Source organism: Serratia sp. CY55921 (assembly GCF_052167655.1).
Lineage (GTDB): Bacteria > Pseudomonadota > Gammaproteobacteria > Enterobacterales > Enterobacteriaceae > Serratia > Serratia ureilytica.
On the sequence record NZ_JBJNMU010000001.1, the window covers coordinates 836,391 to 861,517 of the forward strand.

General features: G+C 58.6%; 26 protein-coding genes. 17 read left to right on the forward strand and 9 right to left on the reverse strand.

The window, feature by feature from the left end; genetic code table 11:
* The 4 genes from ACJ8M3_RS03995 to ruvB all read left to right on the forward strand — a co-directional run bounded on the left by ACJ8M3_RS03995 (position 1) and on the right by ruvB (position 3,071).
* Positions 1-744 carry a YebC/PmpR family DNA-binding transcriptional regulator gene (locus ACJ8M3_RS03995; protein ID WP_004932370.1) on the forward strand — a complete coding sequence of 248 codons (744 nt, stop codon included), beginning with the start codon at positions 1-3 and terminating at the stop codon, positions 742-744.
* Between the two features lie 57 nt (positions 745-801).
* Positions 802-1,323, forward strand: coding sequence for a crossover junction endodeoxyribonuclease RuvC (ruvC, locus tag ACJ8M3_RS04000; RefSeq protein WP_004932367.1), 522 nt, complete (start codon positions 802-804; stop codon positions 1,321-1,323).
* Positions 1,324-1,435: 112 nt separating this feature from the next.
* The gene (ruvA, locus tag ACJ8M3_RS04005) at positions 1,436-2,047 is read left to right on the forward strand and encodes a Holliday junction branch migration protein RuvA (protein ID WP_033643353.1); all 612 of its coding nucleotides are present in this window, start codon (positions 1,436-1,438) and stop codon (positions 2,045-2,047) included.
* A 19-nt stretch (positions 2,048-2,066) separates the two neighbouring features.
* The gene (ruvB, locus tag ACJ8M3_RS04010) at positions 2,067-3,071 is read left to right on the forward strand and encodes a Holliday junction branch migration DNA helicase RuvB (protein WP_033643352.1); all 1,005 of its coding nucleotides are present in this window, start codon (positions 2,067-2,069) and stop codon (positions 3,069-3,071) included.
* A 61-nt stretch (positions 3,072-3,132) separates the two neighbouring features.
* On the opposite strand, the gene znuB is transcribed toward ruvB, so the two are convergent.
* Together znuB and znuC are read right to left on the reverse strand one after the other, a co-directional pair.
* Positions 3,133-3,918 carry a zinc ABC transporter permease subunit ZnuB gene (gene znuB / locus ACJ8M3_RS04015; protein ID WP_033643351.1) on the reverse strand — a complete coding sequence of 262 codons (786 nt, stop codon included), beginning with the start codon at positions 3,916-3,918 and terminating at the stop codon, positions 3,133-3,135.
* Positions 3,915-4,673 (reverse strand): zinc ABC transporter ATP-binding protein ZnuC, encoded by a 759-nt coding sequence (gene znuC, locus ACJ8M3_RS04020; protein ID WP_004932357.1) that lies wholly within the window; start codon positions 4,671-4,673, stop codon positions 3,915-3,917. Before znuC ends, znuB begins: the two co-directional genes overlap by 4 nt.
* A 78-nt stretch (positions 4,674-4,751) precedes the next feature.
* Between znuC and znuA the strand changes: the two genes are divergently transcribed.
* The 3 genes from znuA to lpxM all read left to right on the forward strand — a co-directional run bounded on the left by znuA (position 4,752) and on the right by lpxM (position 8,158).
* Positions 4,752-5,696, forward strand: a complete 945-nt coding sequence (gene znuA / locus ACJ8M3_RS04025; protein ID WP_089197701.1) for a zinc ABC transporter substrate-binding protein ZnuA — start codon at positions 4,752-4,754, stop codon at positions 5,694-5,696.
* A 20-nt stretch (positions 5,697-5,716) separates the two neighbouring features.
* The gene (gene mepM / locus ACJ8M3_RS04030; protein WP_033643350.1) at positions 5,717-7,039 is read left to right on the forward strand and encodes a murein DD-endopeptidase MepM; all 1,323 of its coding nucleotides are present in this window, start codon (positions 5,717-5,719) and stop codon (positions 7,037-7,039) included.
* Positions 7,040-7,189: 150 nt separating this feature from the next.
* Positions 7,190-8,158, forward strand: coding sequence for a lauroyl-Kdo(2)-lipid IV(A) myristoyltransferase (gene lpxM / locus ACJ8M3_RS04035; protein WP_042785718.1), 969 nt, complete (start codon positions 7,190-7,192; stop codon positions 8,156-8,158).
* Between the two features lie 49 nt (positions 8,159-8,207).
* Here the strand turns inward: lpxM and ACJ8M3_RS04040 are convergent, their stop codons facing one another.
* The 3 genes from ACJ8M3_RS04040 to ACJ8M3_RS04050 form a co-directional block, all read right to left on the reverse strand.
* Positions 8,208-9,089 (reverse strand): leucine-rich repeat domain-containing protein, encoded by an 882-nt coding sequence (locus tag ACJ8M3_RS04040; RefSeq protein ID WP_089197135.1) that lies wholly within the window; start codon positions 9,087-9,089, stop codon positions 8,208-8,210.
* Between the two features lie 84 nt (positions 9,090-9,173).
* Entirely contained in the window at positions 9,174-10,616 is a 1,443-nt protein-coding gene (gene pyk / locus ACJ8M3_RS04045) for a pyruvate kinase (protein ID WP_089197134.1), read from the reverse strand.
* Positions 10,617-10,806: 190 nt separating this feature from the next.
* Positions 10,807-11,679, reverse strand: a complete 873-nt coding sequence (locus ACJ8M3_RS04050; RefSeq protein WP_033643347.1) for a MurR/RpiR family transcriptional regulator — start codon at positions 11,677-11,679, stop codon at positions 10,807-10,809.
* A gap of 447 nt (positions 11,680-12,126) precedes the next feature.
* On the opposite strand from ACJ8M3_RS04050, the gene zwf reads away from it, so the two are divergent.
* The 4 genes from zwf to mdtI all read left to right on the forward strand — a co-directional run bounded on the left by zwf (position 12,127) and on the right by mdtI (position 15,635).
* Entirely contained in the window at positions 12,127-13,602 is a 1,476-nt protein-coding gene (gene zwf, locus ACJ8M3_RS04055; RefSeq protein ID WP_033643346.1) for a glucose-6-phosphate dehydrogenase, read from the forward strand.
* Positions 13,603-13,756: 154 nt separating this feature from the next.
* Positions 13,757-14,398, forward strand: coding sequence for a bifunctional 4-hydroxy-2-oxoglutarate aldolase/2-dehydro-3-deoxy-phosphogluconate aldolase (locus tag ACJ8M3_RS04060; protein WP_089197700.1), 642 nt, complete (start codon positions 13,757-13,759; stop codon positions 14,396-14,398).
* 552 nt (positions 14,399-14,950) lie between these two features.
* Entirely contained in the window at positions 14,951-15,319 is a 369-nt protein-coding gene (gene mdtJ, locus ACJ8M3_RS04065; RefSeq protein ID WP_004932327.1) for a multidrug/spermidine efflux SMR transporter subunit MdtJ, read from the forward strand.
* A complete protein-coding gene (gene mdtI / locus ACJ8M3_RS04070) occupies positions 15,306-15,635 on the forward strand; it encodes a multidrug/spermidine efflux SMR transporter subunit MdtI (protein WP_016927446.1) in 330 nt (109 codons plus the stop codon). Before mdtJ ends, mdtI begins: the two co-directional genes overlap by 14 nt.
* Positions 15,636-15,695: 60 nt before the next feature.
* Here the strand turns inward: mdtI and ACJ8M3_RS04075 are convergent, their stop codons facing one another.
* A complete protein-coding gene (locus ACJ8M3_RS04075; protein ID WP_004932322.1) occupies positions 15,696-16,040 on the reverse strand; it encodes a RidA family protein in 345 nt (114 codons plus the stop codon).
* 133 nt (positions 16,041-16,173) lie between these two features.
* On the opposite strand from ACJ8M3_RS04075, the gene ACJ8M3_RS04080 reads away from it, so the two are divergent.
* The 5 genes from ACJ8M3_RS04080 (at position 16,174) to rnd (ending at position 22,664) form a co-directional block, all read left to right on the forward strand.
* A complete protein-coding gene (locus ACJ8M3_RS04080; RefSeq protein WP_004932318.1) occupies positions 16,174-18,090 on the forward strand; it encodes an ATP-dependent DNA helicase in 1,917 nt (638 codons plus the stop codon).
* A gap of 79 nt (positions 18,091-18,169) precedes the next feature.
* Positions 18,170-18,871, forward strand: a complete 702-nt coding sequence (gene tsaB / locus ACJ8M3_RS04085) for a tRNA (adenosine(37)-N6)-threonylcarbamoyltransferase complex dimerization subunit type 1 TsaB (RefSeq protein WP_089197133.1) — start codon at positions 18,170-18,172, stop codon at positions 18,869-18,871.
* 101 nt (positions 18,872-18,972) lie between these two features.
* Entirely contained in the window at positions 18,973-19,563 is a 591-nt protein-coding gene (locus tag ACJ8M3_RS04090; RefSeq protein ID WP_021503867.1) for a Slp family lipoprotein, read from the forward strand.
* Positions 19,564-19,772: 209 nt separating this feature from the next.
* Positions 19,773-21,461, forward strand: a complete 1,689-nt coding sequence (gene fadD / locus ACJ8M3_RS04095) for a long-chain-fatty-acid--CoA ligase FadD (RefSeq protein ID WP_033643344.1) — start codon at positions 19,773-19,775, stop codon at positions 21,459-21,461.
* Between the two features lie 81 nt (positions 21,462-21,542).
* Complete coding sequence (rnd, locus tag ACJ8M3_RS04100; protein ID WP_046687239.1) at positions 21,543-22,664, forward strand: ribonuclease D; 1,122 nt, start codon at positions 21,543-21,545, stop codon at positions 22,662-22,664.
* Positions 22,665-22,901: 237 nt separating this feature from the next.
* Here rnd and minE read toward each other — a convergent pair whose 3' ends face one another.
* Genes minE through minC form a run of 3 tightly spaced genes read right to left on the reverse strand, consistent with a single transcriptional unit; the run spans position 22,902 to position 24,708 of the window.
* Positions 22,902-23,171 (reverse strand): cell division topological specificity factor MinE, encoded by a 270-nt coding sequence (minE, locus tag ACJ8M3_RS04105; RefSeq protein ID WP_004932303.1) that lies wholly within the window; start codon positions 23,169-23,171, stop codon positions 22,902-22,904.
* A 3-nt stretch (positions 23,172-23,174) separates the two neighbouring features.
* Positions 23,175-23,987, reverse strand: coding sequence for a septum site-determining protein MinD (gene minD, locus ACJ8M3_RS04110; RefSeq protein WP_004932300.1), 813 nt, complete (start codon positions 23,985-23,987; stop codon positions 23,175-23,177).
* Between the two features lie 25 nt (positions 23,988-24,012).
* Entirely contained in the window at positions 24,013-24,708 is a 696-nt protein-coding gene (minC, locus tag ACJ8M3_RS04115; RefSeq protein ID WP_033650952.1) for a septum site-determining protein MinC, read from the reverse strand.
* A gap of 136 nt (positions 24,709-24,844) precedes the next feature.
* Here minC and ACJ8M3_RS04120 point away from each other — a divergent pair, with 136 nt between their 5' ends.
* Positions 24,845-25,117: a YcgL domain-containing protein gene (locus ACJ8M3_RS04120; protein WP_033643340.1), complete on the forward strand. Its 273-nt coding sequence runs from the start codon at positions 24,845-24,847 to the stop codon at positions 25,115-25,117.
* Positions 25,118-25,127 lie beyond the last annotated feature (10 nt).

Below are 25,127 nucleotides of genomic sequence, written 5' to 3' on the forward strand. Positions count from 1 at the left end.
ATGGCAGGTCATAGTAAGTGGGCCAACACAAAGCACCGTAAAGCGGCGCAGGACGCCAAGCGCGGTAAAATTTTCACCAAGATTATTCGTGAGCTGGTCACTGCCGCGAAGCTGGGCGGCGGCGATCCGGATTCCAACCCGCGTCTGCGCGCGGCGATGGACAAGGCGCTGTCGAACAACATGACGCGCGACACCATGAACCGGGCGATCGCGCGTGGCGTGGGCGGCGATGATGATACCAACATGGAAACCATCATCTACGAAGGCTACGGCCCTGGCGGCACCGCCGTCATGATCGAATGCCTGAGCGACAACCGTAACCGCACCGTGGCGGAAGTGCGTCACGCCTTCACCAAATGCGGCGGCAACCTGGGTACCGACGGTTCCGTTGCCTACCTGTTCACCAAGAAGGGCGTAATCACTTACGCACCGGGCCTGGATGAAGACAGCGTGATGGAAGCGGCGCTGGAAGCCGGTGCGGAAGACATCGTGACCTATGACGATGGCGCCATCGACGTGTTCACCGCCTGGGAAAGCCTGGGCGCGGTGAAAGACGCGCTGACCGCGGCGGGCTTCGAAGCCGAAGCGGCGGAAGTGTCGATGATCCCATCGACCAAGGCCGACATGGACGCGGAAACGGCGCCTAAGCTGCTGCGCCTGATCGATATGCTGGAAGACTGCGACGACGTGCAGGAAGTTTACCATAACGGTGAGATCTCCGACGAAGTGGCGGCGACGCTGTAATCCGGTAAAACGGGCGCCGCCATCAGGCGGCGCCGTGCATGCAAGGTGGATGTAGATATGGCGATCATACTCGGTATCGATCCCGGCTCACGCGTCACCGGCTATGGCCTTATCCGCCAGCAGGGGCGCCAGTTGAGCTATATCGCCAGCGGCTGCATCCGCACGGTGGTGGACGACATGCCGACGCGGCTGAAGCTGATTTACGCCGGCGTCAGCGAGATCATCACCCAGTTTCAGCCAGACTTCTTCGCCATCGAACAGGTGTTTATGGCCAAGAACCCGGATTCGGCGCTCAAGCTCGGTCAGGCGCGCGGCGTCGCGATCGTCGCGGCGGTGAATCAGAATCTGGAAGTGTTCGAGTATGCGGCGCGGCAGGTCAAACAAACCGTGGTCGGCACCGGCGCAGCCGAAAAGGCGCAGGTGCAGCACATGGTGCGCTCGCTGCTCAAACTCTCGGCCAACCCGCAGGCGGACGCCGCCGACGCCCTGGCCATCGCCATCACCCACTGCCACCTCAGCCAGAACGTGCTGCGGATGAGCGAAGGGCGGCTTAACCTGGCGCGCGGGCGTTTGCGCTGACGCGAAGCGATGATTGCTCAGGCTGGATATTCATCCAGCCTTTTTTATGTTATAAGCTTTACCAGCAACGGCATGGCAGGGCGCCATGCCCGGTCATTCTGCAGGAGGGTAAATGATAGGTCGTCTCAGAGGAAATATTCTGGAAAAGCAGCCGCCGCTGGTGTTATTGGAGGCGAACGGCGTGGGCTATGAAGTGCACATGCCGATGACCTGCTTTTACGAGCTGCCGGAACTGGGGCAAGAGGCCATCGTGTTTACCCACTTCGTGGTGCGCGAAGACGCGCAGCTGCTGTACGGTTTCAACGATAAGCAAGAGCGCGCGCTGTTCCGCGAGCTGATCAAGGTCAACGGCGTCGGGCCGAAACTGGCGCTCGCGATCCTGTCCGGCATGTCCGCGCAGCAGTTCGTCAGCGCGGTGGAACGTGAAGAGATCACCGCGCTGGTCAAGCTGCCGGGCGTGGGCAAGAAAACCGCCGAACGCCTGGTGGTAGAAATGAAAGACCGCTTCAAAGGGCTCAACGGCGATCTGTTCAACAGCAGCGAGATCAGCTTGCCGTCCGCCGCTGAGAAAGCGCCTGAGGCGGATGCGGAGGCCGAAGCGGTCTCGGCATTGGTGGCGCTGGGCTATAAGCCGCAGGAAGCCAGCCGCATGGTCAGCAAAATTGCCAAACCGGGTGCCGACTGCGAGACCCTGATCCGCGACGCGTTGCGCGCTGCTTTGTAAGGCCGCTAAGAGGTAGATAATGATTGAAGCCGATCGCCTGATCTCCGCCGAACCGCTCAACGAGGAAGAAGTCCTCGATCGCGCCATTCGTCCCAAGCTGTTGACCGAATATGTGGGCCAGCCGCACGTGCGCGAGCAGATGGAGATTTTCATCCAGGCGGCCAAGCAGCGCGGCGACGCGCTCGACCACCTGCTGATCTTCGGTCCGCCGGGGCTGGGGAAAACCACCCTGGCCAACATCGTGGCCAACGAAATGGGCGTGAATTTGCGTACCACCTCCGGCCCGGTGCTGGAGAAGGCGGGCGATCTGGCGGCGATGCTGACCAACCTCGAACCGCACGACGTGTTGTTCATCGACGAAATCCACCGCCTGTCACCGGTGGTGGAAGAGGTGCTGTATCCGGCGATGGAAGACTATCAGCTGGATATCATGATCGGCGAAGGGCCGGCGGCGCGTTCGATTAAGCTCGATCTGCCGCCGTTTACCTTGGTGGGTGCAACCACCCGCGCCGGTTCGCTGACCTCACCGCTGCGCGATCGCTTCGGCATTGTCCAGCGGCTGGAGTTTTATCAGGTGGCGGATCTGCAGCACATCGTCTCACGCAGCGCCGGCTGCCTGGGGCTGGAGCTGTCCGACGAGGGTGCCCATGAGGTAGCCCGCCGCGCGCGCGGCACGCCGCGTATCGCCAACCGTCTGTTGCGCCGGGTGCGCGACTTCGCCGAAGTGCGCGCCAACGGCGTGATCAGCGGCGCGGTGGCGGCGCAGGCGCTTGATATGCTCAACGTCGATGCCGAAGGCTTCGACTATATGGATCGCAAACTGCTGTTGGCGATTATCGACAAGTTTACCGGCGGCCCGGTCGGGTTGGATAACCTGGCTGCGGCGATCGGCGAGGAACGTGAGACCATCGAAGACGTGATCGAACCGTTCCTGATCCAGCAGGGCTTTATCCAGCGCACGCCGCGCGGCCGTCTGGCGACGCAGCACGCCTACCGGCATTTCGGCCTCGAACGCGAAGCGTAAGTTTTTAATCCGCCAATAAGAAAGGGCCGCAGATGCGGCCCTTGTCATATCCCGGCTTTAATCAAGCCTGCTGTTTTTTAAACAGGCTCAGCGTGAACAGCACGGCGGCGCAGAGCACCACCGAAGGGCCGGCAGGCGTATCGTAAAACGCCGAGAAGGTCAGGCCACCGGTAACCGCCACCATCCCGAGCAGCACCGCGATGCCCGCCATCTGCTCCGGCGTGCGCGCGAAGCGGCGAGCGGTGGCCGCCGGGATGATCAGCAGCGAGGTGATGATCAGCGCGCCGACGAATTTCATCGCCAGACCGATGGTCAAGGCGGTGACCAGCATCAGCACGGTGCGCGCCCGCGCCAGATTGACGCCGTCGACGTGCGCCAGCTCAGGGCTGATGGTCATCGACAGCAGATCGCGCCATTGCCACCACAACACCAATAGCACCACGGCGACGCCGCCGGCGATCATCACGATGTCGCTCAGCGTGACCGACAGCAGATCGCCGAACAGATAGGCCATCAGATCGACCCGCACGTTAGACATCAACGCCACCACCACCAGCCCCAGCGACAGCGCGCTGTGGGCCAGAATGCCGAGCAGCGTATCCACCGAGAGCTGCGGGCGGCGCTCCAGCCACACCAAGGCCAGGGCCAGCAGCAGCGTAATGGCGATCACCGCATAGAAAGGATTGATGTCCAGCAGCAGACCGAAGGCGACGCCGAGCAGCGAGGCGTGCGCCAGGGTATCGCCGAAGTAGGACATCCGGCGCCAGACCACAAAGGAGCCCAGCGGCCCGGCGGCGCCGGCCAACAACACCCCGGCCAGCCAGCCGGGAAGTAACAATTCGATCATGCTTCGCGGCTCCCGGTCTTCTTCAAGACAATTCTTCCCTGCAGGTCGTGACGGTGGTTGTGATGGTGGCGATACACCGCCAGCTGCTCTGCGCCGCGGTTGCCGAACATGGCGATGAATTCGGGATGCATCGACACCACCTCCGGCGCGCCGGAGCAGCAGATGTGCTGATTGAGGCACAACACCTCGTCGGTTTTCGCCATCACCAGATGCAGATCGTGCGAGACCATCAGCACGGCGCACCCCAGCTCCTTGCGCAGCTGATCGATCAGATCGTACAGCGCCAGTTGGCCATTGACGTCCACCCCTTGCGTGGGTTCGTCCAGCACCAGCAGCTGCGGTTTATTCAGCAGCGCTCGCGCCAGCAGCACGCGCTGGTTTTCGCCGCCGGAGAGCTTTTGCATGGGCTGGTCGAGCAGGTGGGCGGCGTGCACGCGTTTGAGCGCCGGCAGAATGTCGGCTTTCTTTACGCCCGGTTTCAGGCGCATAAAGCGGCTGACGGTCAATGGCAGGGTAGCGTCGAGGTGCAGCTTTTGCGGCACGTAGCCGATGCGCAGATCGGGCTCACGCTCCAGCGTGCCGGCGGTCGGTTTTACCAATCCCAGCACTACGCGCACCAGCGTGGATTTACCCGCGCCGTTCGGGCCCAGCAGGGTGAGAATACGGCCAGGCTGCAGGCTGAGGGAAATATTCGACAGCACCTTGCGGCTGCCGAAGGCGACGGAGATATTTTTTAGCGTTATCAGTGTAGACATCTCGAGATTACAGGTTGCAGAACGAAGCGAATGTTATAATATCACGCCTTGTTGATGAAAACGATGGGATTACTGATGATGGCACAGAAAAATAAATGGCTGCAGCGCACGCTGCTGGCCAGCGCACTCGTGATGGCCGGCCCGCTGAGCAGCGCTTCCGCGGCGGTGGTGACGACGATTCGTCCGCTGGGCTTTATCGCTTCGGCTATCGCCGACGGCGTGACGCCGACCGAGGTGCTGCTGCCGGATGGCGCTTCGCCGCACGACTTCGCGCTGCGGCCTTCCGATATTCAGCGTTTGCGTTCTGCCGACCTGGTGCTGTGGGTCGGACCGGACATGGAAGCGTTCCTGACCAAGGCGCTGGTGCCTATCTCGGCAACCCGCAAACTCGCCATCAGCGAACTGCCCGCGGTGAAGCCGCTGCTGATGAAAGGCGAAGAAGACGACGATCATGATCATGCAGGCGAGGCGCATAACCATGCTGATGACGATCATGGGCATCATCACGGCGAGTACAATATGCACGTTTGGCTGTCGCCGGAGGTGGCAAAAGTGACCGCGATCGCGATTCACGACAGATTGTTGGAACTTATGCCGCAAAATAAGGACAAATTAGACGCAAACCTGCGCCAGTTCGAGAATCTGCTGACGCAAACTGACAAAAATGTTGGTAACATGCTTACGCCTGTGCAAGGTAAGGGTTATTTTGTTTTTCATGATGCTTACGGCTACTTTGAGAAACACTACGGTTTGAGTCCGCTGGGCCATTTCACCGTCAATCCCGAAATTCAGCCTGGAGCACAGCGCCTACACCAAATTCGAACACAGTTGGTTGAGCAGAAAGCGGTATGCGTTTTTGCTGAGCCACAATTCAGGCCGGCCGTAATCAATGCCGTCGCCAAGGGTACCACTGTGCGTTCCGGAACGCTGGACCCGCTGGGCATCGGCATCGCGCTGGGGAAGGACAGCTACGGGAAATTCCTGACACAGCTGTCAAGCCAGTACGTGAGCTGCCTGAAGTAAGCTTATGAGGATAATATCGAGTGCAGCAGATAGTCCGAACTATCGCTCTGGCGTATAACAACCTGCCACGGCCCCACCGCGTCATGCTGGGGTCGCTGACAGTCGTCACATTGGCCGTCGCTGTTTGGCGGCCTTTTGTTTACCACCCAGAACACAATCCCATCGCCAAGAGCGTCGAGTTAGAATCCAGCCAGTTGCGGTCATTGCTCCCCGAAGCCAGTGAACCGATAGATGCCGACCAACCCACCCCCGATGACGAAATCCCGCAGGATGAGCTGGACCAGAAGGATGCCGGCGATGATGGCGTGCATGAATATGTGGTTTCCACCGGCGATACCCTCGGCAGCATTCTGACGCAGTACGGCATCGATATGTCGGATGTCACGCTGCTGGCTTCGCAAAACCGCGATCTGCGCAACCTGAAGATCGGCCAACAGCTGTCGTGGACCGTGAACGAAGCGGGCGATCTGCAGCAGTTGACCTGGGAGGTTTCTCGTCGCGAAACCCGCACCTACGATCGCGTCGGCAACAGCTTCAAAGAGTCGAAAGAGGCGCAGCAGGGCGAATGGCGCAACAATGTGATCAGCGGCCGCGTTAACGGCAGCTTCGTCAGCAGCGCCGGCGACGCCGGGTTGAGCCGTAACGAAATCAATGCGGTGATCAAGGCGCTGCAATGGCAGCTCGATTTCCGCAAACTGCGCAAGGGCGACCAGTTCTCCGTGCTGATGTCGCGCGAACATTTCGACGGCAAGAAATCGCAAAGCCAACTGTTGGGCGTGCGTCTGCGCACGGGCGGCAAAGATTACTATGCGATCCGCGCCGAGGACGGCAAGTTCTACGATCGTCAGGGCTCTGGCCTGGCGCGCGGCTTCATGCGTTTCCCAACCATGAAACAGTTCCGCATCTCCTCCAACTTCAACCCGCGCCGGGTGAACCCGGTGACCGGCCGCGTGGCGCCGCACAAGGGCGTCGATTTCGCCATGCCGGTCGGCACGCCGGTGCTGGCGGTCGGCGACGGCGAGGTGGTGATCGCCAAGCGCAGCGGCGCAGCGGGCAACTATGTGGCGATCCGCCACGGCCGCCAATACACCACGCGCTACATGCACCTGAAAAAGCTGCTGGTGAAACCGGGCCAGAAGGTGAAGCGTGGCGATCGCATAGCGCTCTCCGGCAACACCGGCCGTTCCACCGGGCCGCACCTGCACTTTGAACTGTGGACCGGTCAACAGGCGGTGAACCCGCTGACGGCCAAACTGCCGCGTTCCGAAGGCCTGAGCGGCAAAGACCGCAGCGATTATCTGGCGCAGGTGAAGGAAGTGGTTCCTCAGCTGCAACTGGATTAACGTCCCCCTTTTTCCGGCGCTTCGGCGCCGCTAATTTCATCGGCCTGATTGCGGGCCGATGCTGTTTTATCTGGGCGGTTCGCGGTTGTTAATTGCAAAATTGGTGATGGCAATTATGATTAGCCGAATTGCTAAGCGAAGAGCATGTGCATGCAAAACGAGAAGAAATCGAACGTAGAGTTCATCCCGCAGTTTCAAAAAGCCTTTTTATACCCGCGCTACTGGGGCGTGTGGCTGGGAACCGGCCTGATGGCCGGCGTTTCGCTGGTGCCTGCGCGCCTGCGCGATCCGGTGCTGGGGGCGATCGGCACACTGGCCGGCAAGCTGGCGAAAGGGGCGCGTCGTCGTGCCCGCATCAACCTGTTGTATTGCTTGCCGGAACTGCCGGAAAGCGAGCGTGAGCACATTATCGACCAGATGTTCGCCTGTGCGCCGCAGTCGATGGTGCTGATGGCGGAACTGGCCTGCACCAAACCGGAAAAAGTGCTCAAGCGCGTGCGTTGGCACGGCGAAGAGGTGTTGGACAAGATCCGAGCGGAAGGGCGTAACGTGATTTTCCTGGTGCCACATGGCTGGGCGGTGGATGTGCCGGCGATGTTGATGGCCGCGCGCGGTCAACCGATGGCGGCGATGTTCCACAATCAGCGCAATCAGCTGATCGACTACCTGTGGAATGCCGTGCGTCGTAAATTCGGCGGCCGCATGCACGCGCGCAATGACGGCATCAAACCGTTTATCAGTTCGGTTCGCCAGGGATATTGGGGTTACTATCTGCCCGATCAGGATCACGGTGCTGAGCACAGTGAGTTTGTCGACTTCTTCGCCACCTATAAGGCGACGTTGCCGGCGGTTGGGCGGTTGATGAAAGTGTGTCGTGCGGCGATCGTGCCGTTGTTCCCGGTGTACGACGGCAAAACCAGCATGCTGGATATTTATATTCGCGAGCCGATGGACGATCTGGCCGAAGCGGACGATCCGCGCATTGCCCGCCGCATGAACGAAGAGGTGGAGAATCTGGTGGGCCCGAACCCGGAGCAGTACACCTGGATCCTCAAACTGTTGAAGACGCGCAAGGAAGGGGAGATTGAACCCTACTCGCGCGACGATCTGTATCGTTAATCCTATCTACCGCTAACGCCGGTCGGGCCACACCCTGGCCGGCGTCACTTCAGATGTGCACCATACAGCCGCGCGCCCGCAGGATCTCAATGACGTTGGGCGTGTGGGTGAAATCATTCCAGCGCAGATCCAGCTTGCGCAGCCGGCTCAGTTCACCGAGGCTTTCCGGCAGATCGCTCAGGCGGTTGGCGCGCAGATCCAGACTTCTCAGCGCCGTGAGCTCACCGATATTTTCCGGCAGGCGCGTCAGTTGATTAAAACGCAGGTTCAGCTCGCTCAATCGCGGCAGGCGGCAGAAGGCTGCCGGCAGTTCGGTGATGGCATTGTTGGCCGCATCGAGTATTTCAAGCTCGCCGAGCAGAGCCATTTCCGCCGGCAGCGTGGTCAGGGCATTTTTCATGATATGCAACTCGCGCAGCGCGCGCAGTTGCCCGATTTCGCCGGGCAGGCTGCGGATGCGATTGTTGTATAAACGCAGCTCCTGCAACGCCGCCAGCCTCGGTATTGCCTGCGGCAAGACGGTCAGCTGGTTATCGGTCGCGTTGAGGTAAACCAACTGCTGCAGTTGCGCCAGCGCGCGCGGCAGGTCGCTAAAGCCGTTATCGCTCAGGTAGAGGTATTTCAGCCGGTGCAGCTGCCCCAATGTTTCAGGCAGTTCGCTCGCGCGGTTGTGACCAAAATCGAACATCTCGAGCTGTTGCAACTGACCAATCTCCGGCGGCAGACGGTCGAGCTGATTGCAAGAGATGTTCAGCACCCGCAGATTCTGGTGCCGGAATAGGGGAGTAGGGAAGGCCGTCAGCTGATTGTTGTACAGGCTGACCTTGCGCAGCGCGTGGCCAGCAAACAGCGATTCGTCGAGCTGCGTCAGGCCGCGTCCATCGAGCTCGAGCTCATCATAGGTCGAGGCGGGATTGTGCTGGTGGAGCATGGCGTTCTCCGTCGTAATGGCAGTGTCAGAGCAAAAAAAATGCCGGCCTAGGTGAGCCGGCCGGCATTTCGTCTGCGGCGTGAATTACTCGACGCGCAGGATACGGCTGGTATTGGTGGTGCCGACGGTTTCCATCACGTCGCCCTGGGTGACGATCACCAGATCGCCGGAGACCAGGAAGCCTTTGTCGCGCAGGCGATTGACGGCTTCGTTGGCGGCGATGACGCCGTCTTTGTGGCTGTCGAAATACACCGGCGTCACGCCGCGATACAGCGCGGTCAGGTTAAGCGTGTGCTCATGCCGCGACATGGCGAAGATCGGCAGGCCGGAGCTGATGCGTGACATCATCAGCGCGGTGCGGCCGGACTCGGTCATGGCGATCAGCGCGGTGACGCCTTTCAGGTGGTTGGCCGCATACATCGAAGACATGGCGATCGCCTCTTCGATATTGTCGAACTGCACGTCCAGACGGTGTTTGGAAACGTTGATGCTCGGGATCTTCTCGGCGCCCAGACAAACGCGCGCCATCGCCGCCACGGTTTCCGCCGGGTATTGGCCGGCAGCGGTTTCCGCCGACAGCATGACGGCGTCGGTGCCGTCCAGCACGGCGTTGGCCACGTCCATGACTTCGGCGCGGGTCGGCATCGGGTTGGTGATCATCGACTCCATCATCTGAGTCGCGGTGATCACCGCGCGGTTCAGAGTACGGGCGCGGCGGATCAGTTTCTTCTGGATCCCGACCAGCTCCGGATCGCCGATTTCGACGCCCAGATCGCCACGGGCGACCATCACCACGTCGGAGGCCAGAATGATGTCGTCCATCGCTTCGTCGCTGCAGACCGCTTCGGCGCGCTCGACCTTGGACACGATCTTGGCGTTGCAGCCTGCGTCGCGCGCCAGGCGGCGAGCATAGTTCAGATCTTCACCGGTGCGCGGGAAGGAGACCGCCAGGTAGTCGACGTCGATCTTGGCGGCGGTGACGATGTCCGCCTTGTCTTTTTCGGTCAGCGCTTCGGCCGACAGGCCGCCGCCGAGTTTGTTGATGCCCTTGTTATTGGACAACGGGCCGCCAACGGTGACTTCGGTAAATACTTTCATGCCCTGAACTTCGAGCACTTTCAGCTGAACGCGGCCGTCGTCGAGCAGCAAGACGTCGCCCGGCACGACGTCGGCAGGCAGGCCTTTATAGTCGATACCGACTTTTTCTTTATCGCCTTCGCCTTTTGACAGGTTGGCGTCCAGCAGGAATTTATCGCCCACGTTGAGGAAGATTTTGCCTTCCTTGAAGGTGGAAACGCGGATTTTCGGCCCTTGCAGATCGCCAAGGATAGCGACGTGACGTCCCAGTTTGGCAGCGATTTCGCGAACTTTGTCTGCGCGAGCCTGGTGATCTTCCGGGCTGCCGTGGGAGAAGTTAAGCCGAACTACGTTGGCGCCGGCGGCAATGATCTTTTCCAGATTATTGTCGCGGTCTGTAGCCGGACCCAGGGTGGTAACGATTTTGGTTCTTCTGAGCCGTCTGGACATGTATTACTCCGTTGACTGGTGAAGCAAATATTGGTGTTGCGATAACGTCGGATAACGAAACCAGGCGTGAAATGTAATTTTACAACACTGATATTTCACCCGGGTTACCCGCATGAGCGTATTAACAGGGTACAGCCTCTGATGTCGCCATTCAAATGTCTGTTGAACGGCGACTTTTTTCTTCGTCGGGTTACGAGTCAAAACTGTTGGGAATGACTACGCCTTTATCAAAGCGCGATTCTTTGAGCGCTTCTTTGACCCGCTTCAAGTTATCTCTGAATTTAGCCCCTCTGCGCAAGGTAAATCCGGTGGCGAGCACGTCAATGAGCGTTAATTGCGCGATCCGCGACACCATCGGCATGTAAACGTCGGTGTCTTCAGGCACGTCGAGCAGCAACGCGAGGGTCGCCGCCTGGGCGAGCGGGGTGTCGCGCGAGGTGATAGCCAGTACCGTGGCGTCGTTTTCTCGCGCCAGGTGGGCCATTTCCACCAGGTTCTTGGTGCGGCCGGTGTGAGAGATCAACACCACCACGTCGCCCTCGCCGGAGTTCATGCAGCTCATGCGCTGCATGACGATGTCATCGAAGTAGACCACCGGAATATTGAAGCGGAAAAATTTGTTCATCGCGTCGTGGGCCACGGCGGCGGAGGCGCCCAGGCCAAAGAAAGAGATCTTTTTTGCCTGGGTGAGCAGGTCAACCGCACGATTGATTGCGGCAATATCCAAATTTGCCTTTACTGTATCCAGGCTGGCCATCACTGATTCGAAGATCTTGCTGGTGTAGGAATCGACGCTGTCATCTTCCTCGACGTTGCGGTTCACGTAGGGCGTGCCGTTAGCCAGGCTTTGGGCGAGATGCAGTTTGAAGTCGGGAAAGCCTTTGGTATCAAGGCGACGGCAAAAACGGTTGACGGTGGGTTCGCTGACGTCGGCCATGCGCGCCAGCGTGGCGATGCTGGAGTGAATGGCGGTCTGCGGGGAGGCCAGGATCACCTCGGCGACTTTCCTTTCAGATTTGCTCAGGAGCTCCAGATGGCTCTGGATTTTGTCCAGCGTATTCATATAACGAGAGTCACTCATGGTTTTATCCCTGTGGCTTTCAAGCAACAGCGCCGAATTTCGCCCGTGTTCGCCGTGCAAGCAGACGCCAAACGAGCGGCTGTAACCTGAAATCGATAGGGTATGTCGATTGCAAACAAAGGAGAAATCAATGCCGGTTTAGTGAAAATATACTACGTGCTGGTAACCGTTGGCAGTCTCGACAGGGCGTATGCAGGCTTTTTTCACCAGAATATGACCTGTGTCTAACTTTCATAATGGTAACAGAGCGTCAAAAAAGACGAAAAATTACAGTTTTGCCCGCCTGTGAGGGCGCCGGCGCGCAGTGGCGCTACCACTGAGATCTTAACGTCTTTTTTCTGCTTCTGCGCCGGGTTTGCTGGCCGTAGTCAAACAGAGTACATTAGTAATGTAAGAAAATTACAAATATCCTGCAACGAGGAGATGAACATGGCGGTAACCTCTACAGCCCAGGCGTGTGACCTGGTTATTTTCGGCGCGAAAGGTGATTTGGCGCGCCGTAAGCTGCTGCCTTCCCTGTACCAGTTAGAGAAAGCCGGACACATCCACCCGGATACGCGGATCATCGGCGTCGGCCGCGCGGAGTGGGATAAAAAAGCCTATACCGAAGTGGTCAAGGAAGCGCTTGGCACCTTCATGAAGGAAAAGCTGGATGACGAACTCTGGGCCACGCTGAGCGCGCGCCTGGACTTCTGCAATCTGGACGTCAACGACAGCAAGAACTTTACCAAACTCGGTAAAATGCTGGATCAGAAGCACCGCACCACCATCAACTACTTCGCCATGCCGCCAAGCACCTTCGGCGCCATCTGCAAAGGGTTGGGCGAAGCCAAGCTGAACCATGAGCCGGCGCGCGTGGTGATGGAAAAACCGTTGGGCACCGATCTGGCGTCCTCCCGCGTGATCAACGATCAGGTGGCGGAGTTCTTCAACGAGTCCCAGGTCTACCGCATCGACCACTACCTCGGCAAAGAGACGGTGTTGAACCTGTTGGCGCTGCGTTTCGCCAACTCGCTGTTCGCGTCCAACTGGGACAACCGCACCATCGATTCGGTGCAGATCACCGTGGCGGAAGAGGTGGGCATCGAAGGGCGCTGGGGCTACTTCGATCAGGCCGGCCAAATGCGCGACATGATCCAGAACCACCTGCTGCAGATCCTGACCATGATCGCCATGTCGCCGCCGGCGGATCTGACCACCGACCGCATCCGCGACGAGAAGGTGAAGGTGCTGCGTTCGCTGCGCCGCATCGATCAGACCAATGTACGAGAAACCACCGTGCGCGGTCAGTACACCGCCGGTTTCGTTCAGGGCAAGAAAGTGCCGGGGTATCTGGAAGAAGAAGGGGCGAACAAGAGCAGCAGCACCGAGACCTTCGTTTCCATCCGCGTGGACATCGACAACTGGCAGTGGGCCGGGGTGCCGTTCTATCTGCGTACCGGTAAACGTCTGCCGACCAAATGCTCGGAAGTGGTGGTGTACTTTAAGAATCCGCCGCTTAACCTGTTCAGCGACTCTTATCAGCAGCTGCCGCAAAACAAGCTGACCATTCGTTTGCAACCGGACGAAGGCATCGAAATTCAGGTATTGAACAAGGTGCCGGGGCTGGATCACAAGCACCGCCTGCAGACTACCAAGCTGGATCTGAGTTTCTCGGAAACCTTCAACCAGGAGCACGTGGCGGACGCCTACGAGCGCCTGCTGCTGGAGACCATGCGCGGCATTCAGGCGCTGTTCGTGCGCCGTGACGAAGTGGAAGAGGCCTGGAAGTGGGTCGACTCCATCATGGACGCGTGGAAAGCCGACAACGAAGCGCCTAAGCCTTATCAGGCGGGCACCTGGGGGCCGGTGGCCTCGGTGGCGATGATCACCCGCGACGGCCGTTCCTGGAACGAGTTCGAGTAATGCGCAATGCCGGCAGCCCGTCTGCCGGCTTTTTTTTGCCTGCGATCTGCGCGTGGGCCACATCACTTACGGTACGGCCGGACGTTCGCGCGTTTGCGCGGAGCCCTGTGGCAGGGGCGTGCCATTGTTAACCGCGAGTAATGGAGAAAGAATGATGAAAAACTGGAAAACCAGCGCTGAACAGATCCTGACGGCGGGGCCGGTGGTGCCTGTTATCGTGATCAACACGCTGGAGCAGGCGGTGCCGCTGGCGAAAGCGTTGGTTGCCGGCGGCGTGCGGGTACTGGAGGTGACGCTGCGCACCGCCTGTGCGCTGGAGGCTATTCGCGCTATCGCCAAAGAGGTGCCGGAGGCGATCATCGGCGCCGGTACGGTGATCAATCCACAGCAGCTGCGGGAGGTGACCGAGGCCGGGGCGCAGTTCGCCATCAGCCCGGGGCTGACCGACGCTTTGCTGCAGGCGGCGACGGCGGGGTCAATCCCGTTGATCCCGGGCATCAGCACCGTATCTGAACTGATGCTGGGCATGGATTACGGCCTGCGCGAATTCAAATTCTTCCCGGCGGAAGCCAACGGTGGCGTGAAGGCGCTGCAGGCGATCGGCGGCCCGTTCCCGCAGGTGCGCTTTTGCCCGACCGGCGGCATTACGCCGAACAATTACCGCGATTATCTGGCGCTAAAAAGCGTGCTGTGCATCGGCGGCTCCTGGCTGGCGCCGGCCGATGCGCTCGAAAGCGGCGACTACGCGCGCATCACTGAACTGGCGCGCAGCGCCGTCAGCGGCGCCGCGTTGTAACCCGCGCCAGGCCTGGGGTTGGCGCTTATTTGCTCACCCGCGGATCTCGCAAGGCTCAACGCTCCGTTGGGCCTTTTTTAATTTTTATCGCGATTAACTTTCTTATTTTTAACCCATTTTTTTCTGCTTTTTTATGAAAACGGCAGTTTGCTTTCTTATTTTGGCTATGGTAAAAATATCTCAGTTGAAAATTTTACTTTTATGAGGATATTGGGCAAATCGCACGGTGTGCGGCTGATAATAGAGAACTATTATGATGACTATTAACGGAACTACCCTCAGAACCTCTACGTGCCAACTCTTCCTGTCTGCGATCCTTGCCAGTGAGCATCACTGGTGCAGCGAGCTATAGCGTCTTTCTCCCTTAACCGGTGCTGGTAGCGGGCTTACGCCTTCGCTCTACCGTTCAGCCGGACAAACATTCTTTTTGCGTTTGGGTCAGTTTATCCCCAGGGATCTCTGCGTCTTGCGCGCCGTACTGCGGCCGTTCGACGAGATAAATCGGGATAAATATGCCTTGGCGCGCGTTATTCGCCGTTTGGGAGAAAAATTATGATTTATTGGATCTTTTTAGGTTTGGCCATCATGACCGAAATCATCGGCACCTTGTCGATGAAATACGCCAGCGTCAATGGCGGCATGATCGGGCATATCGTGATGTACGTGATGATCACCGCGTCTTATGTGTTGCTGTCAGTAGCGGTAAAACGCGTGGCGTTGGGCGTAGCTTATGCGCTGTGGGAAGGTATCGGCATTCTGTTCATTACCCTGTTCAGCGTGCTGTGGTTCGACGAGCCCATTTCGGCGCTGAAGGTACTGGGTCTGGCTACGCTGATCGCCGGTATCATGCTGGTGAAATCCGGTACCCGCAAAGAGCGAAAACAGGTCAGCCCGCGAGGTGACAACCATGCAACAGTTTGAGTTGTACCACATTGGGTTCCTGGGATTGGCCATCGTGCTGGAAATCATCGCCAACATCTTCCTGAAGATGTCGGACGGTTTCCGTAAAATTTGGCTGGGATTGCTGTCGCTGCTGTCGGTACTCGGTGCGTTCAGCGCCCTGGCGCAGGCGGTAAAGGGCATCGATCTGTCAATCGCTTACGCGTTGTGGGGCGGTTTCGGTATCGCCGCCACCATCGCCGCAGGCTGGATCATGTTCGGCCAGCGGTTGAACGCCAAAGGCTGGATTGGCCTGGCGCTGCTGTTGACGGGGATGGTGATCCTCAAACTGTCCTGATAGCGGGCAATAAAAAACCGCAGGCGTTGCCGTCTGCGGTTTTTTTTGTCTGCGCGAGGCTTACAGCGCGGCGATGATTTTGATTTCCACCTTGTACTTCGGATTCATCAGCTGAGCCTGCACGGTGCAGCGCACCGGCGCGCTGCCGGCGACAACCCAGGCGTCCCAGGCGGCGTTCATCGCGGCGAAGTCGGCGGTATTGGCCAGGAAGATGGTGGCATCCAGAATACGGCTTTTGTCCGACCCTACACGTTCCAGCAGCACGTCGATGGCGGCAAGGGCGTTGGCGGTCTGCGCGGTCGCGTCATCGTCCAGATTCTCAGGCACGCTGGTGTAGTAAACGGTCTCGTTGTGCACCACGGCTTCGGACCAGCGCTGATCGGGATCAATTCTTTCGATATTCATTTGCTTATCTCCATATCATAGTCCCGCTAAGGGTAGCACAGCCGGTGATGAAAAAGCGCGGCGATAAAGTGGGTGGTAGCCGGGCGGCAGGCTTGGCATAATCACCGCTGAATGACACCGGCAGAGAGACAGCGTGACAGACGATTTTGCAACAGACGGCGCATTGGCGCAGGCTATCAAGGGATTCAAACCGCGTGAGCCGCAGCGGCAGATGGCGCAAGCCGTTACCGAAGCGATCAATTTCAAGCAGGAACTGGTGGTGGAAGCCGGCACCGGCACCGGCAAAACCTTCGCTTATCTGGCGCCGGCGCTGCGTGCCGATCGCAAAGTGATCATCTCCACCGGTTCGAAAGCGCTGCAGGATCAGCTGTATGCGCGCGATCTGCCCACCGTCGCCAAGGCGCTGAAGTACAAAGGCAAGCTGGCGCTGCTGAAGGGGCGCTCCAACTACCTGTGTCTGGAGCGTCTTGAGCAACAGTCGATGGCCGGCGGTGAGCTGGCGGGGCAGACGTTGATCGATCTGGTGCAACTGCGCAAGTGGTCGTCGCAGACCAAAGAGGGTGATATCAGCACCTGCAGCGAAGTGGCGGAAGACAGCTTCGTCTGGCCATTGGTGACCAGCACCAATGACAACTGTCTCGGCAGCGACTGCCCGCTGTATCAGGATTGCTTCGTGGTCAAAGCGCGCCGCCGCGCGATGGATGCGGATGTGGTGGTGGTGAACCATCACCTGTTCCTGGCGGATATGGTGGTGAAAGAGGGCGGCTTCGCCGAGCTGATCCCGGAAGCCGAGGTGATGATTTTCGATGAGGCGCACCAAATTCCCGACATCGCCAGCCAGTATTTCGGCCAGCAGCTCACCAGCCGCCAACTGCTGGATCTGGCGAAGGACATCACCATCGCCTACCGCACCGAGGTGCGCGATGCCGCCCAACTGCAAAAAAGCGCCGACCGTCTCAGCCTGAGCACGCAAGATTTCCGTCTGAATCTGGGGGAGCCGGGTTTTCGCGGCAACCTGCGGGATGTGCTCGGCGAACCGAACGTGCAGCGCGCGTTGTTGCTGCTCGATGACGCGCTGGAGCTGTGTTATGACGTCATGAAACTGTCGCTGGGGCGTTCGGCGCTGCTGGACGCCGCCTTTGAGCGCGCCACGCTGTACCGCGCGCGTCTCAAACGCCTCAAGGCGGTGACGGAACCGGGCTACAGCTATTGGTATGAGTGCAATTCGCGCCACTTCGTGTTGGCGCTGACGCCGCTGACGGTGGCCGATCGTTTTCGCGAAATGCTGGACGAGAAGCCGGGCAGCTGGATCTTTACCTCGGCGACGCTGTCGGTCAACGATCAGTTGGGTCACTTCACCGAACGACTGGGGCTGACCAAGGCCAAAACGCTGCTGTTGCCGAGCCCGTTCGACTATGCCAAACAGGCGTTGCTGTGCGTGCCGCGCTTTTTGCCTTCGCCGAATCAGCCCGGCGGGGCGCGCCAGCTGGCGCGCATGCTGCGCCCATTAATCGAAGCCAACAACGGCCGCTGCTTCTTCTTGTGCACATCGCACCAGATGATGCGCGAGCTGGCGGAAGAGTTCCGCGCCACGATGACGCTGCCGGTCTTATTGCAAGGGGAAACCAGCAAAGGGCAGCTGTTGGCACAGTTCGTCGCCGCCGGTAACGCGCTGTTGGTGGCGACCAGCAGCTTCTGGGAAGGGGTGGACGTGCGTGGCGATGCGCTGTCGTGCGTGATCATCGATAAGCTGCCGTTTACCTCACCGGACGATCCGCTGCTGAAGGCGCGCATTGAAGATTGTCGCCTGCGCGGCGGCGATCCGTTCAATGACGTGCAGTTGCCGGATGCGGTCATCACCCTGAAACAGGGGGTGGGCCGTTTGATCCGCGATACCGACGATCGCGGCGTGCTGGTGATCTGCGATAACCGTCTGGTGATGCGCCCTTATGGCGAGGTGTTCCTCAATAGCCTGCCGCCTACGCCGCGTACCCGCGATCTGAAGCAGGCGATCGCCTTCTTGCAGGCCGCTGATACGTCGGCCACGTGAAAGATGAAGGGCTTACGGGGCTGTGCTACAATGCGCGCCCTGTATGAAAAACCCAGTTTTATTCCCGCCAGAGGTTGGCATGTCCACGCGAATTTTAGCGATCGATACCGCGACGGAAGCCTGTTCCGTCGCCGTCTGGAATCAAGGCGAAATCCACGCCCTGTTTGAGCTGTGCCCACGCGAGCATACGCAACGTATTTTACCTATGGTGCAGCAGGTGCTGGCGGAATCCGGCCTGGCGCTCAACCAGCTCGATGCGCTGGCCTTCGGCCGCGGCCCCGGCAGTTTTACCGGGGTGCGCATCGGCATCGGCATCGCTCAGGGCCTGGCGCTGGGCGCCGAGCTGCCGATGATCGGCGTTTCTACGCTGCAAACCATGGCGCAGGGCGCCTGGCGCGTCAGCGGCGCGGAGCGTGTGCTGGCGGCGATCGATGCGCGCATGGGCGAGGTCTACTGGGGGCAGTTCGAACGTCAGGCCGACGGCCGTTGGTTGGAAAGCGAAGGCGAGGCGGTGCTGTCGCCGGCGCAGGCGCTCGAGCGTGCACAGCGCCTGCAGGGCGAATGGGCCCACGTCGGCACCGGCTGGCAAACCTACCCCGATCTGGTCAACGGTTCCACGCTGAGCGTGCGCGACGGCCAGATGCTGTTGCCGCAGGCGGAAGACATGCTGCCGCTGGCGCTGCACGCCTGGCAACAGGGGCTGGCGGTGGCGGTGGAAAACGCCGAGCCGACCTACCTGCGCAATGAAGTGACCTGGAAAAAACTGCCGGGCCGCGAGTAATCGCGGCGTTATTGTGCTGATGTTGATGCCGGGCGATGAAGGCCTGCAACTTGAGCGCTGAAACGCGGTCAAAGTTACAGGCATTTCAGGAGATTGCGACCATGTTAATCCGCACTGCAAGTAAAAAGCTGTCGCTGCTGGCCGTCGCCTGCGGCGCGCTGGTTCTGACCGGGTGCGTCACCGTACCGGATGCGATCAAAGGCTCCAGCCCTTCGCCGGTGACTCAGCTTTCCTCGGTACAAAATGCACCGAACCTGTTTACCGGCGCGGAAGCCCGCTTCGGCGGCACCGTGGTGAACGTCGCCAACGAACAAGGGCGCACGCTGCTGGAGATCGCGGCGGTGCCGCTCGACAGCGGTGCGCGGCCGATACTGGGTGAACCGTCGAACGGCCGCTTGCTGGCCACGGTGAACGGCTTCCTCGAACCGGTCGATTTCAAAGGCCAACTGGTGACCGTCGTCGGCCCTATCACCGGCCTGAAAGAGGGGCGGATCGGCATGACGCCATATCGCTTCGTAACGATGAACGTGACCGGTTTCAAGCGCTGGCATCTGGTACAGCAGGTGGTGATGCCGCCTGCGCCGATGGGCCCTTGGGGCTGGCGCGGTGGCCCGTGGGGACCCGGCTGGGGCGCCGGCTATGGCTGGTACAACCCCGGCCCGGCACAGGTGCAAACCATCGTAACCGAGTAACATACGCTTGATGTGAACAAATTTGACAGGGCGGCTCAGGCCGCCCTTTTGTTTTTTGGGATAAGGAATATCCGACAATTAGTGACGTACATCGCAACCTGAGTAATGTTTAAAACCCGAACTGGTCTGCTGAGTTAAAATATTGTTATGGTTAGGCTGCGAGTTTGAGGGCTGCGATGATAATTAGTAATGATTTCAGGAGTAATACCTTGGATAAGGTCTGGTTAAAACGGTATCCGGCAGATGTGCCCGCAGAGATTGATGCCGATCGCTATTCGTCGTTGATCGAAATGTTTGAGCATGCCGTGCAGCGCTATGCCGATCAGCCCGCCTTTATCAATATGGGCGAGGTGATGACCTTCCGCAAACTGGAAGAACGCAGCCGGGCTTTCGCGGCTTACCTGCAAAATGAGCTGGGCCTGAAGAAGGGCGACCGCGTCGCGCTGATGATGCCTAACCTGTTGCAATACCCCATTGCCCTGTTCGGCATTCTGCGTGCCGGCATGGTGGTGGTCAACGTCAACCCGCTGTATACCCCGCGCGAGCTGGAGCACCAGTTGAACGACAGCGGCGCCAGTGCCATCGTCATCGTCTCCAACTTTGCCCATACGCTGGAAAAAGTGGTGTTCAACACCCAGGTCAAACACGTGATCCTGACGCGCATGGGCGATCAGCTGTCGGCTGCCAAGGGCACGTTGGTCAACTTCGTGGTCAAATACGTTAAGCGTCTGGTGCCGAAATACAATCTGCCGGACGCCATTTCCTTCCGCAGCGCGCTGCAGCGCGGCCGCCGTTTACAATATGTAAAACCGGACATCATTAATGCCGATCTGGCTTTCCTGCAATACACCGGCGGCACCACCGGGGTGGCGAAGGGGGCGATGCTGACGCACCGCAACATGCAGGCCAACCTTGAGCAGGCCAAGGCTGCCTATTCGCCGCTGTTCCGTGAAGGGCAGGAGCTGGTGGTGACGGCGCTGCCGCTGTATCACATTTTCGCGCTGACGGTGAACTGCCTGCTGTTTATCGATCTGGGCGGGCGCAATTTGCTGATCACCAACCCGCGTGACATTCCGGGCCTGGTGAAAGAATTGGGCAAATACCCGTTCACCGCCATGAGCGGGGTGAATACGCTGTTCAATGCGTTGCTGAACAACGAAGACTTCCACAAGCTCGATTTCTCTACGCTGCGTTTCTCGGTCGGCGGCGGCATGTCGGTGCAAAAATCGGTGGCCGAGAAGTGGGAGAAAACCACCGGCAAACACCTGCTGGAAGGTTACGGCCTGACGGAGTGCGCGCCGCTGGTGGCCGGCAACCCTTACGATCTTAAACACTACAGCGGCAGCATCGGTCTGCCGGTGCCGTCGACGGACATTCGGTTGGTGGACGACAACGGCCATGACGTGCCGCCGGGCGAGCCGGGCGAACTGTGGGTCAAAGGGCCGCAAGTTATGTTAGGCTATTGGCAGCGCCCGGATGCCACCGACGAAGTGCTGAAAGACGGCTGGCTGGCGACCGGTGATGTGGTGACCGTGGACGATCAGGGATTTGTGCGCATCGTCGACCGCAAGAAAGACATGATCCTGGTCTCGGGTTTCAACGTGTATCCGAACGAGATTGAAGATGTGGTCAGCCAGCACCCGAAAGTGCTGGAATGTGCGGCAATCGGCGTGCCCAGCGAGGCCTCCGGCGAAACGGTGAAGATCTGCGTGGTGAAGAAAGACGCCTCGCTGACCAAGGAAGAGCTGTTGACCCATTGCCGACGCCACCTGACCGGGTATAAAGTGCCTAAAATTGTTGAGTTCCGCGATGAACTGCCGAAGTCGAACGTCGGCAAGATTTTGCGGCGAGAATTGCGCGATGAGCAAAAAGCGCCTAAGCCGGCCGATGCCGCCTAGGTTTCGCTCTCGCGTCAGCCTATCAACAACGCCGGTGAATGCCGGCGTTGTTGTGTTTGAATCCTACAAGAGAATGATGTTTTGAATTATCAGTTGATCACTACCGATGCCGGATTGCAGCAGGTCTGCGAGCAGGCGAGAAAGCATGCCCAGGTTGCGCTGGACACCGAGTTTGTCAGAACGCGTACCTACTATCCGCAGCTGGGCCTGATCCAGCTTTACGACGGTGAACAACTCTCCCTTATCGATCCTCTGCCGATCAAGCACTGGCAACCGTTTGTCGAGCTGCTGGCCGACACCGCCGTGGTGAAGTTTCTGCATGCCGGCAGTGAAGATCTTGAAGTGTTTCTCAACGCCTTTAAAACGCTGCCGACGCCGATGATCGACACTCAGATCCTGGCGGCCTTTACCGGTCGGCCGCTCTCCTGCGGCTTTGCGACGCTGGTGGCGGAGTACATGAAGGTTGAACTGGACAAGAGCGAGTCGCGCACCGATTGGCTGGCGCGCCCGCTGACTGAAAGACAGTGCGTGTATGCGGCCGCCGACGTGTTCTACCTGCTGCCGATGGCCAAACAGCTGGTGCAGGAGACTGAAGAGGCCGGCTGGACCGCTGCGGCCAATAACGAGTGCTTGCTGCTGTGCCAACGCCGTAGCGAGGCGCTGGCGCCGGAAGTGGCCTATCGCGAAATCAGCAATGCCTGGCAGTTGCGCCCGCGTCAGCTGGGGTGCCTGCAGAAGTTGGCGGAATGGCGGTTGCGCCAGGCGCGCGAGCGCGATCTGGCGGTGAACTTCGTGGTTCGCGAGGAGAACCTGTGGCAGGTGGCGCGCTTTATGCCGTCTTCGCTGGGAGAACTGGATTCGCTGGGCCTGAGCGGGCCGGAGATCCGTTATCACGGCAAAACGCTGTTGGCGCTGGTGGCCGAAGCCGAAGCGCTGGAGGAGTCCGAGTTGCCAGCGCCGTTGGCTAACCTTATCGATCAGCCGGGCTACAAGAAGGTGTTTAAGGACATCAAGGCCGCTATCGCCACCGTCAGCGAGCAAAGCGGGTTGAGCAGCGAGCTGCTGGCATCCCGTCGCCAAATTAACCAATTGTTGAACTGGCATTGGAAACTGAAGGACGGCGAGAGTCGCCCTGAATTAATCAGCGGCTGGCGCGGCGATTTATTAATGGCGCCGTTGCAGGACATCCTGAAAGATTATTAATCGCTGGTTATCACCAGGGCAGGGTAGGGAAACTCTGCTCGGGTGAATATAGGCAGGAAATAATGCGTTGAAGGTAAATCTGGCCAGAATTTACTTTAAACGAGGTGGCGGCAAAGTTAATTGGGAATTGTCCCAAAGGGAAAAATCGATTTTTTGCTGCCGATAATGCTTAATAACTGGATACACATACAGTTACCCCCTGCATAAAATATACAGGGGGTAATTAATGCGTCGCAATCATTTAGCTGCTTCTTCCGATTCCGGTAATGTCACGTTAAGTTCAAGTACCGAAATATCGTCCCCTTTCTGCTCGAACTGCACATGCAGCATTTCAGGATCGATCTGAATGTATTTGCAAATAACCGCCAGAATATCGCGTTTCAAATCAGGCAGATACGGGGGCTCACTGTCCCCGCGACGACGCTCTGCGACGATAATCTGCAGCCGTTCCTTGGCTATATTGGCTGTCTGTTTTTTGCGGGACAGAAAGAAGTCTAATAAGGCCATGGTTTATCCCCCAAAAAGGCGTTTCAGGAAACCCTTCTTCTCTTCTTCAATGAAGCGGAATGGGCGTTCTTCCCCCAACAAGCGGCAAACGGTATCGTCATACGCCTTACCGGCGTCTGACTCGGCATCCAGAATGACAGGCTCACCCTGGTTGGAAGCACGCAGTACGGACTGGTCTTCCGGGATCACACCCACCAATGGAATGCGTAGGATTTCCAGCACGTCTTCCATGCTCAGCATGTCGCCACGGCTGACGCGGCCCGGGTTGTAACGGGTCAGCAGCAGGTGTTCCTTGATAGGCGATTCGCCTTTCTCGGCGCGGCGCGATTTGGAGGAAAGGATGCCCAGGATACGGTCGGAGTCGCGTACCGAAGAGACTTCCGGGTTGGTGGTGATGATAGCTTCGTCGGCGAAATACAGCGCCATCAGCGCACCGGTTTCGATACCGGCCGGTGAGTCGCAGACCACGAAGTCAAAATCCATCTCGCCGAGATCGTTGAGGACTTTTTCAACGCCTTCACGGGTTAACGCGTCTTTGTCGCGTGTCTGCGAAGCCGGCAGGATATAGAGGTTTTCAGTGCGTTTGTCTTTGATCAACGCCTGATTCAGCGTGGCGTCGCCCTGAATCACGTTCACGAAATCATAAACTACCCGACGTTCGCAGCCCATGATCAGGTCAAGATTACGCAGGCCGATATCGAAATCGATCACGACGGTTTTCTTGCCTTTCTGGGCCAGGCCGGTAGCGATGGCCGCGCTCGAAGTGGTCTTGCCAACGCCCCCTTTACCCGATGTAACAACAATAATGCGTGCCATGAAATGGATTCCTTGTCAAAAGGGCTTAATTTAAAGGTTGTATGGTTAAAGCGTTATCCAACAGGCTGAGTCGTACGGCCTGCCCGACGTAATCGGACGGGATTTGGTCGCTCAACCAGTACTGCCCTGCGATAGAGACTAGCTCAGCCGCCAGGTGGGTGCAAAAAATCTGACATTGCGTGTCGCCTGACGCGCCTGCCAGCGCGCGACCGCGCATCATGCCGTAGACATGAATGTTGCCGTCGGCAATCAGCTCGGCGCCGGCGCTGACGCTGCTGGTCACGATAAGATCGCAGTTGCGGGCGTAAATCTGTTGGCCGGAACGGACAGGGGTGCTGATGATACGCGTTTTGGCAGGGGCGTTATCCGCCACCACGGGCGCAGGTGCAGGCTCCGGCGCCGCCATTTTCTGGCCTCTGCCTTCGCTCAGCAACGGCAGCCCGGCACGGGCTATCGCGCGCTTTTGACGCTCATCTCTGCAACCGCTGATACCCACAACGCGCAGACCTGCCGCCGCGACAGCCTGTTGAAGTTCTTTCCAGTTCGCATCGCCATCCAGCGTTGCGACGTTGATAACAACAGGGGCGTTTTTCAGAAAAGCGGGCGCTTGCTCAACTTTTTCCTGTAACGCCTGGCGTATTACCTCGGGCTGCGAATTATGCAAATGAACAACCGATAGGGTAAAACTGCTGCCTTTTAGCTCAATTGGCGATTGTGACATCTATCCTGACTCAGTCTCAGCAACTTTAAATCCCCGGAATACCACTCGGGGTGCGATATTCCGATGTACTATAAGCATGTTATAGTCAGAGTTATATCCAGGCAAGACGCTCCCTCAATTAAATAGAGTTAAAAAAATGCTTTGTGTGATCTATAGAAGCCCGAAACGCGATCAAACTTATCTTTATGTCGAAAAAAAAGACGATTTCTCTCGTGTGCCGGAAGCGCTGATGAAAAGTTTCGGCGTACCGCAATTCGCCATGATGCTTTCACTCGATGAACGCAAGAAATTGGCCTCGGCGGATATCGAAAAGGTGAAACAGGCGCTGAAAGACGAAGGTTATTACCTGCAGTTCCCGCCGCCGGTGGAAAACCTGCTCAATCAGCATTTGGCGGGCGACAAGGCCTGAGACCGCCGCT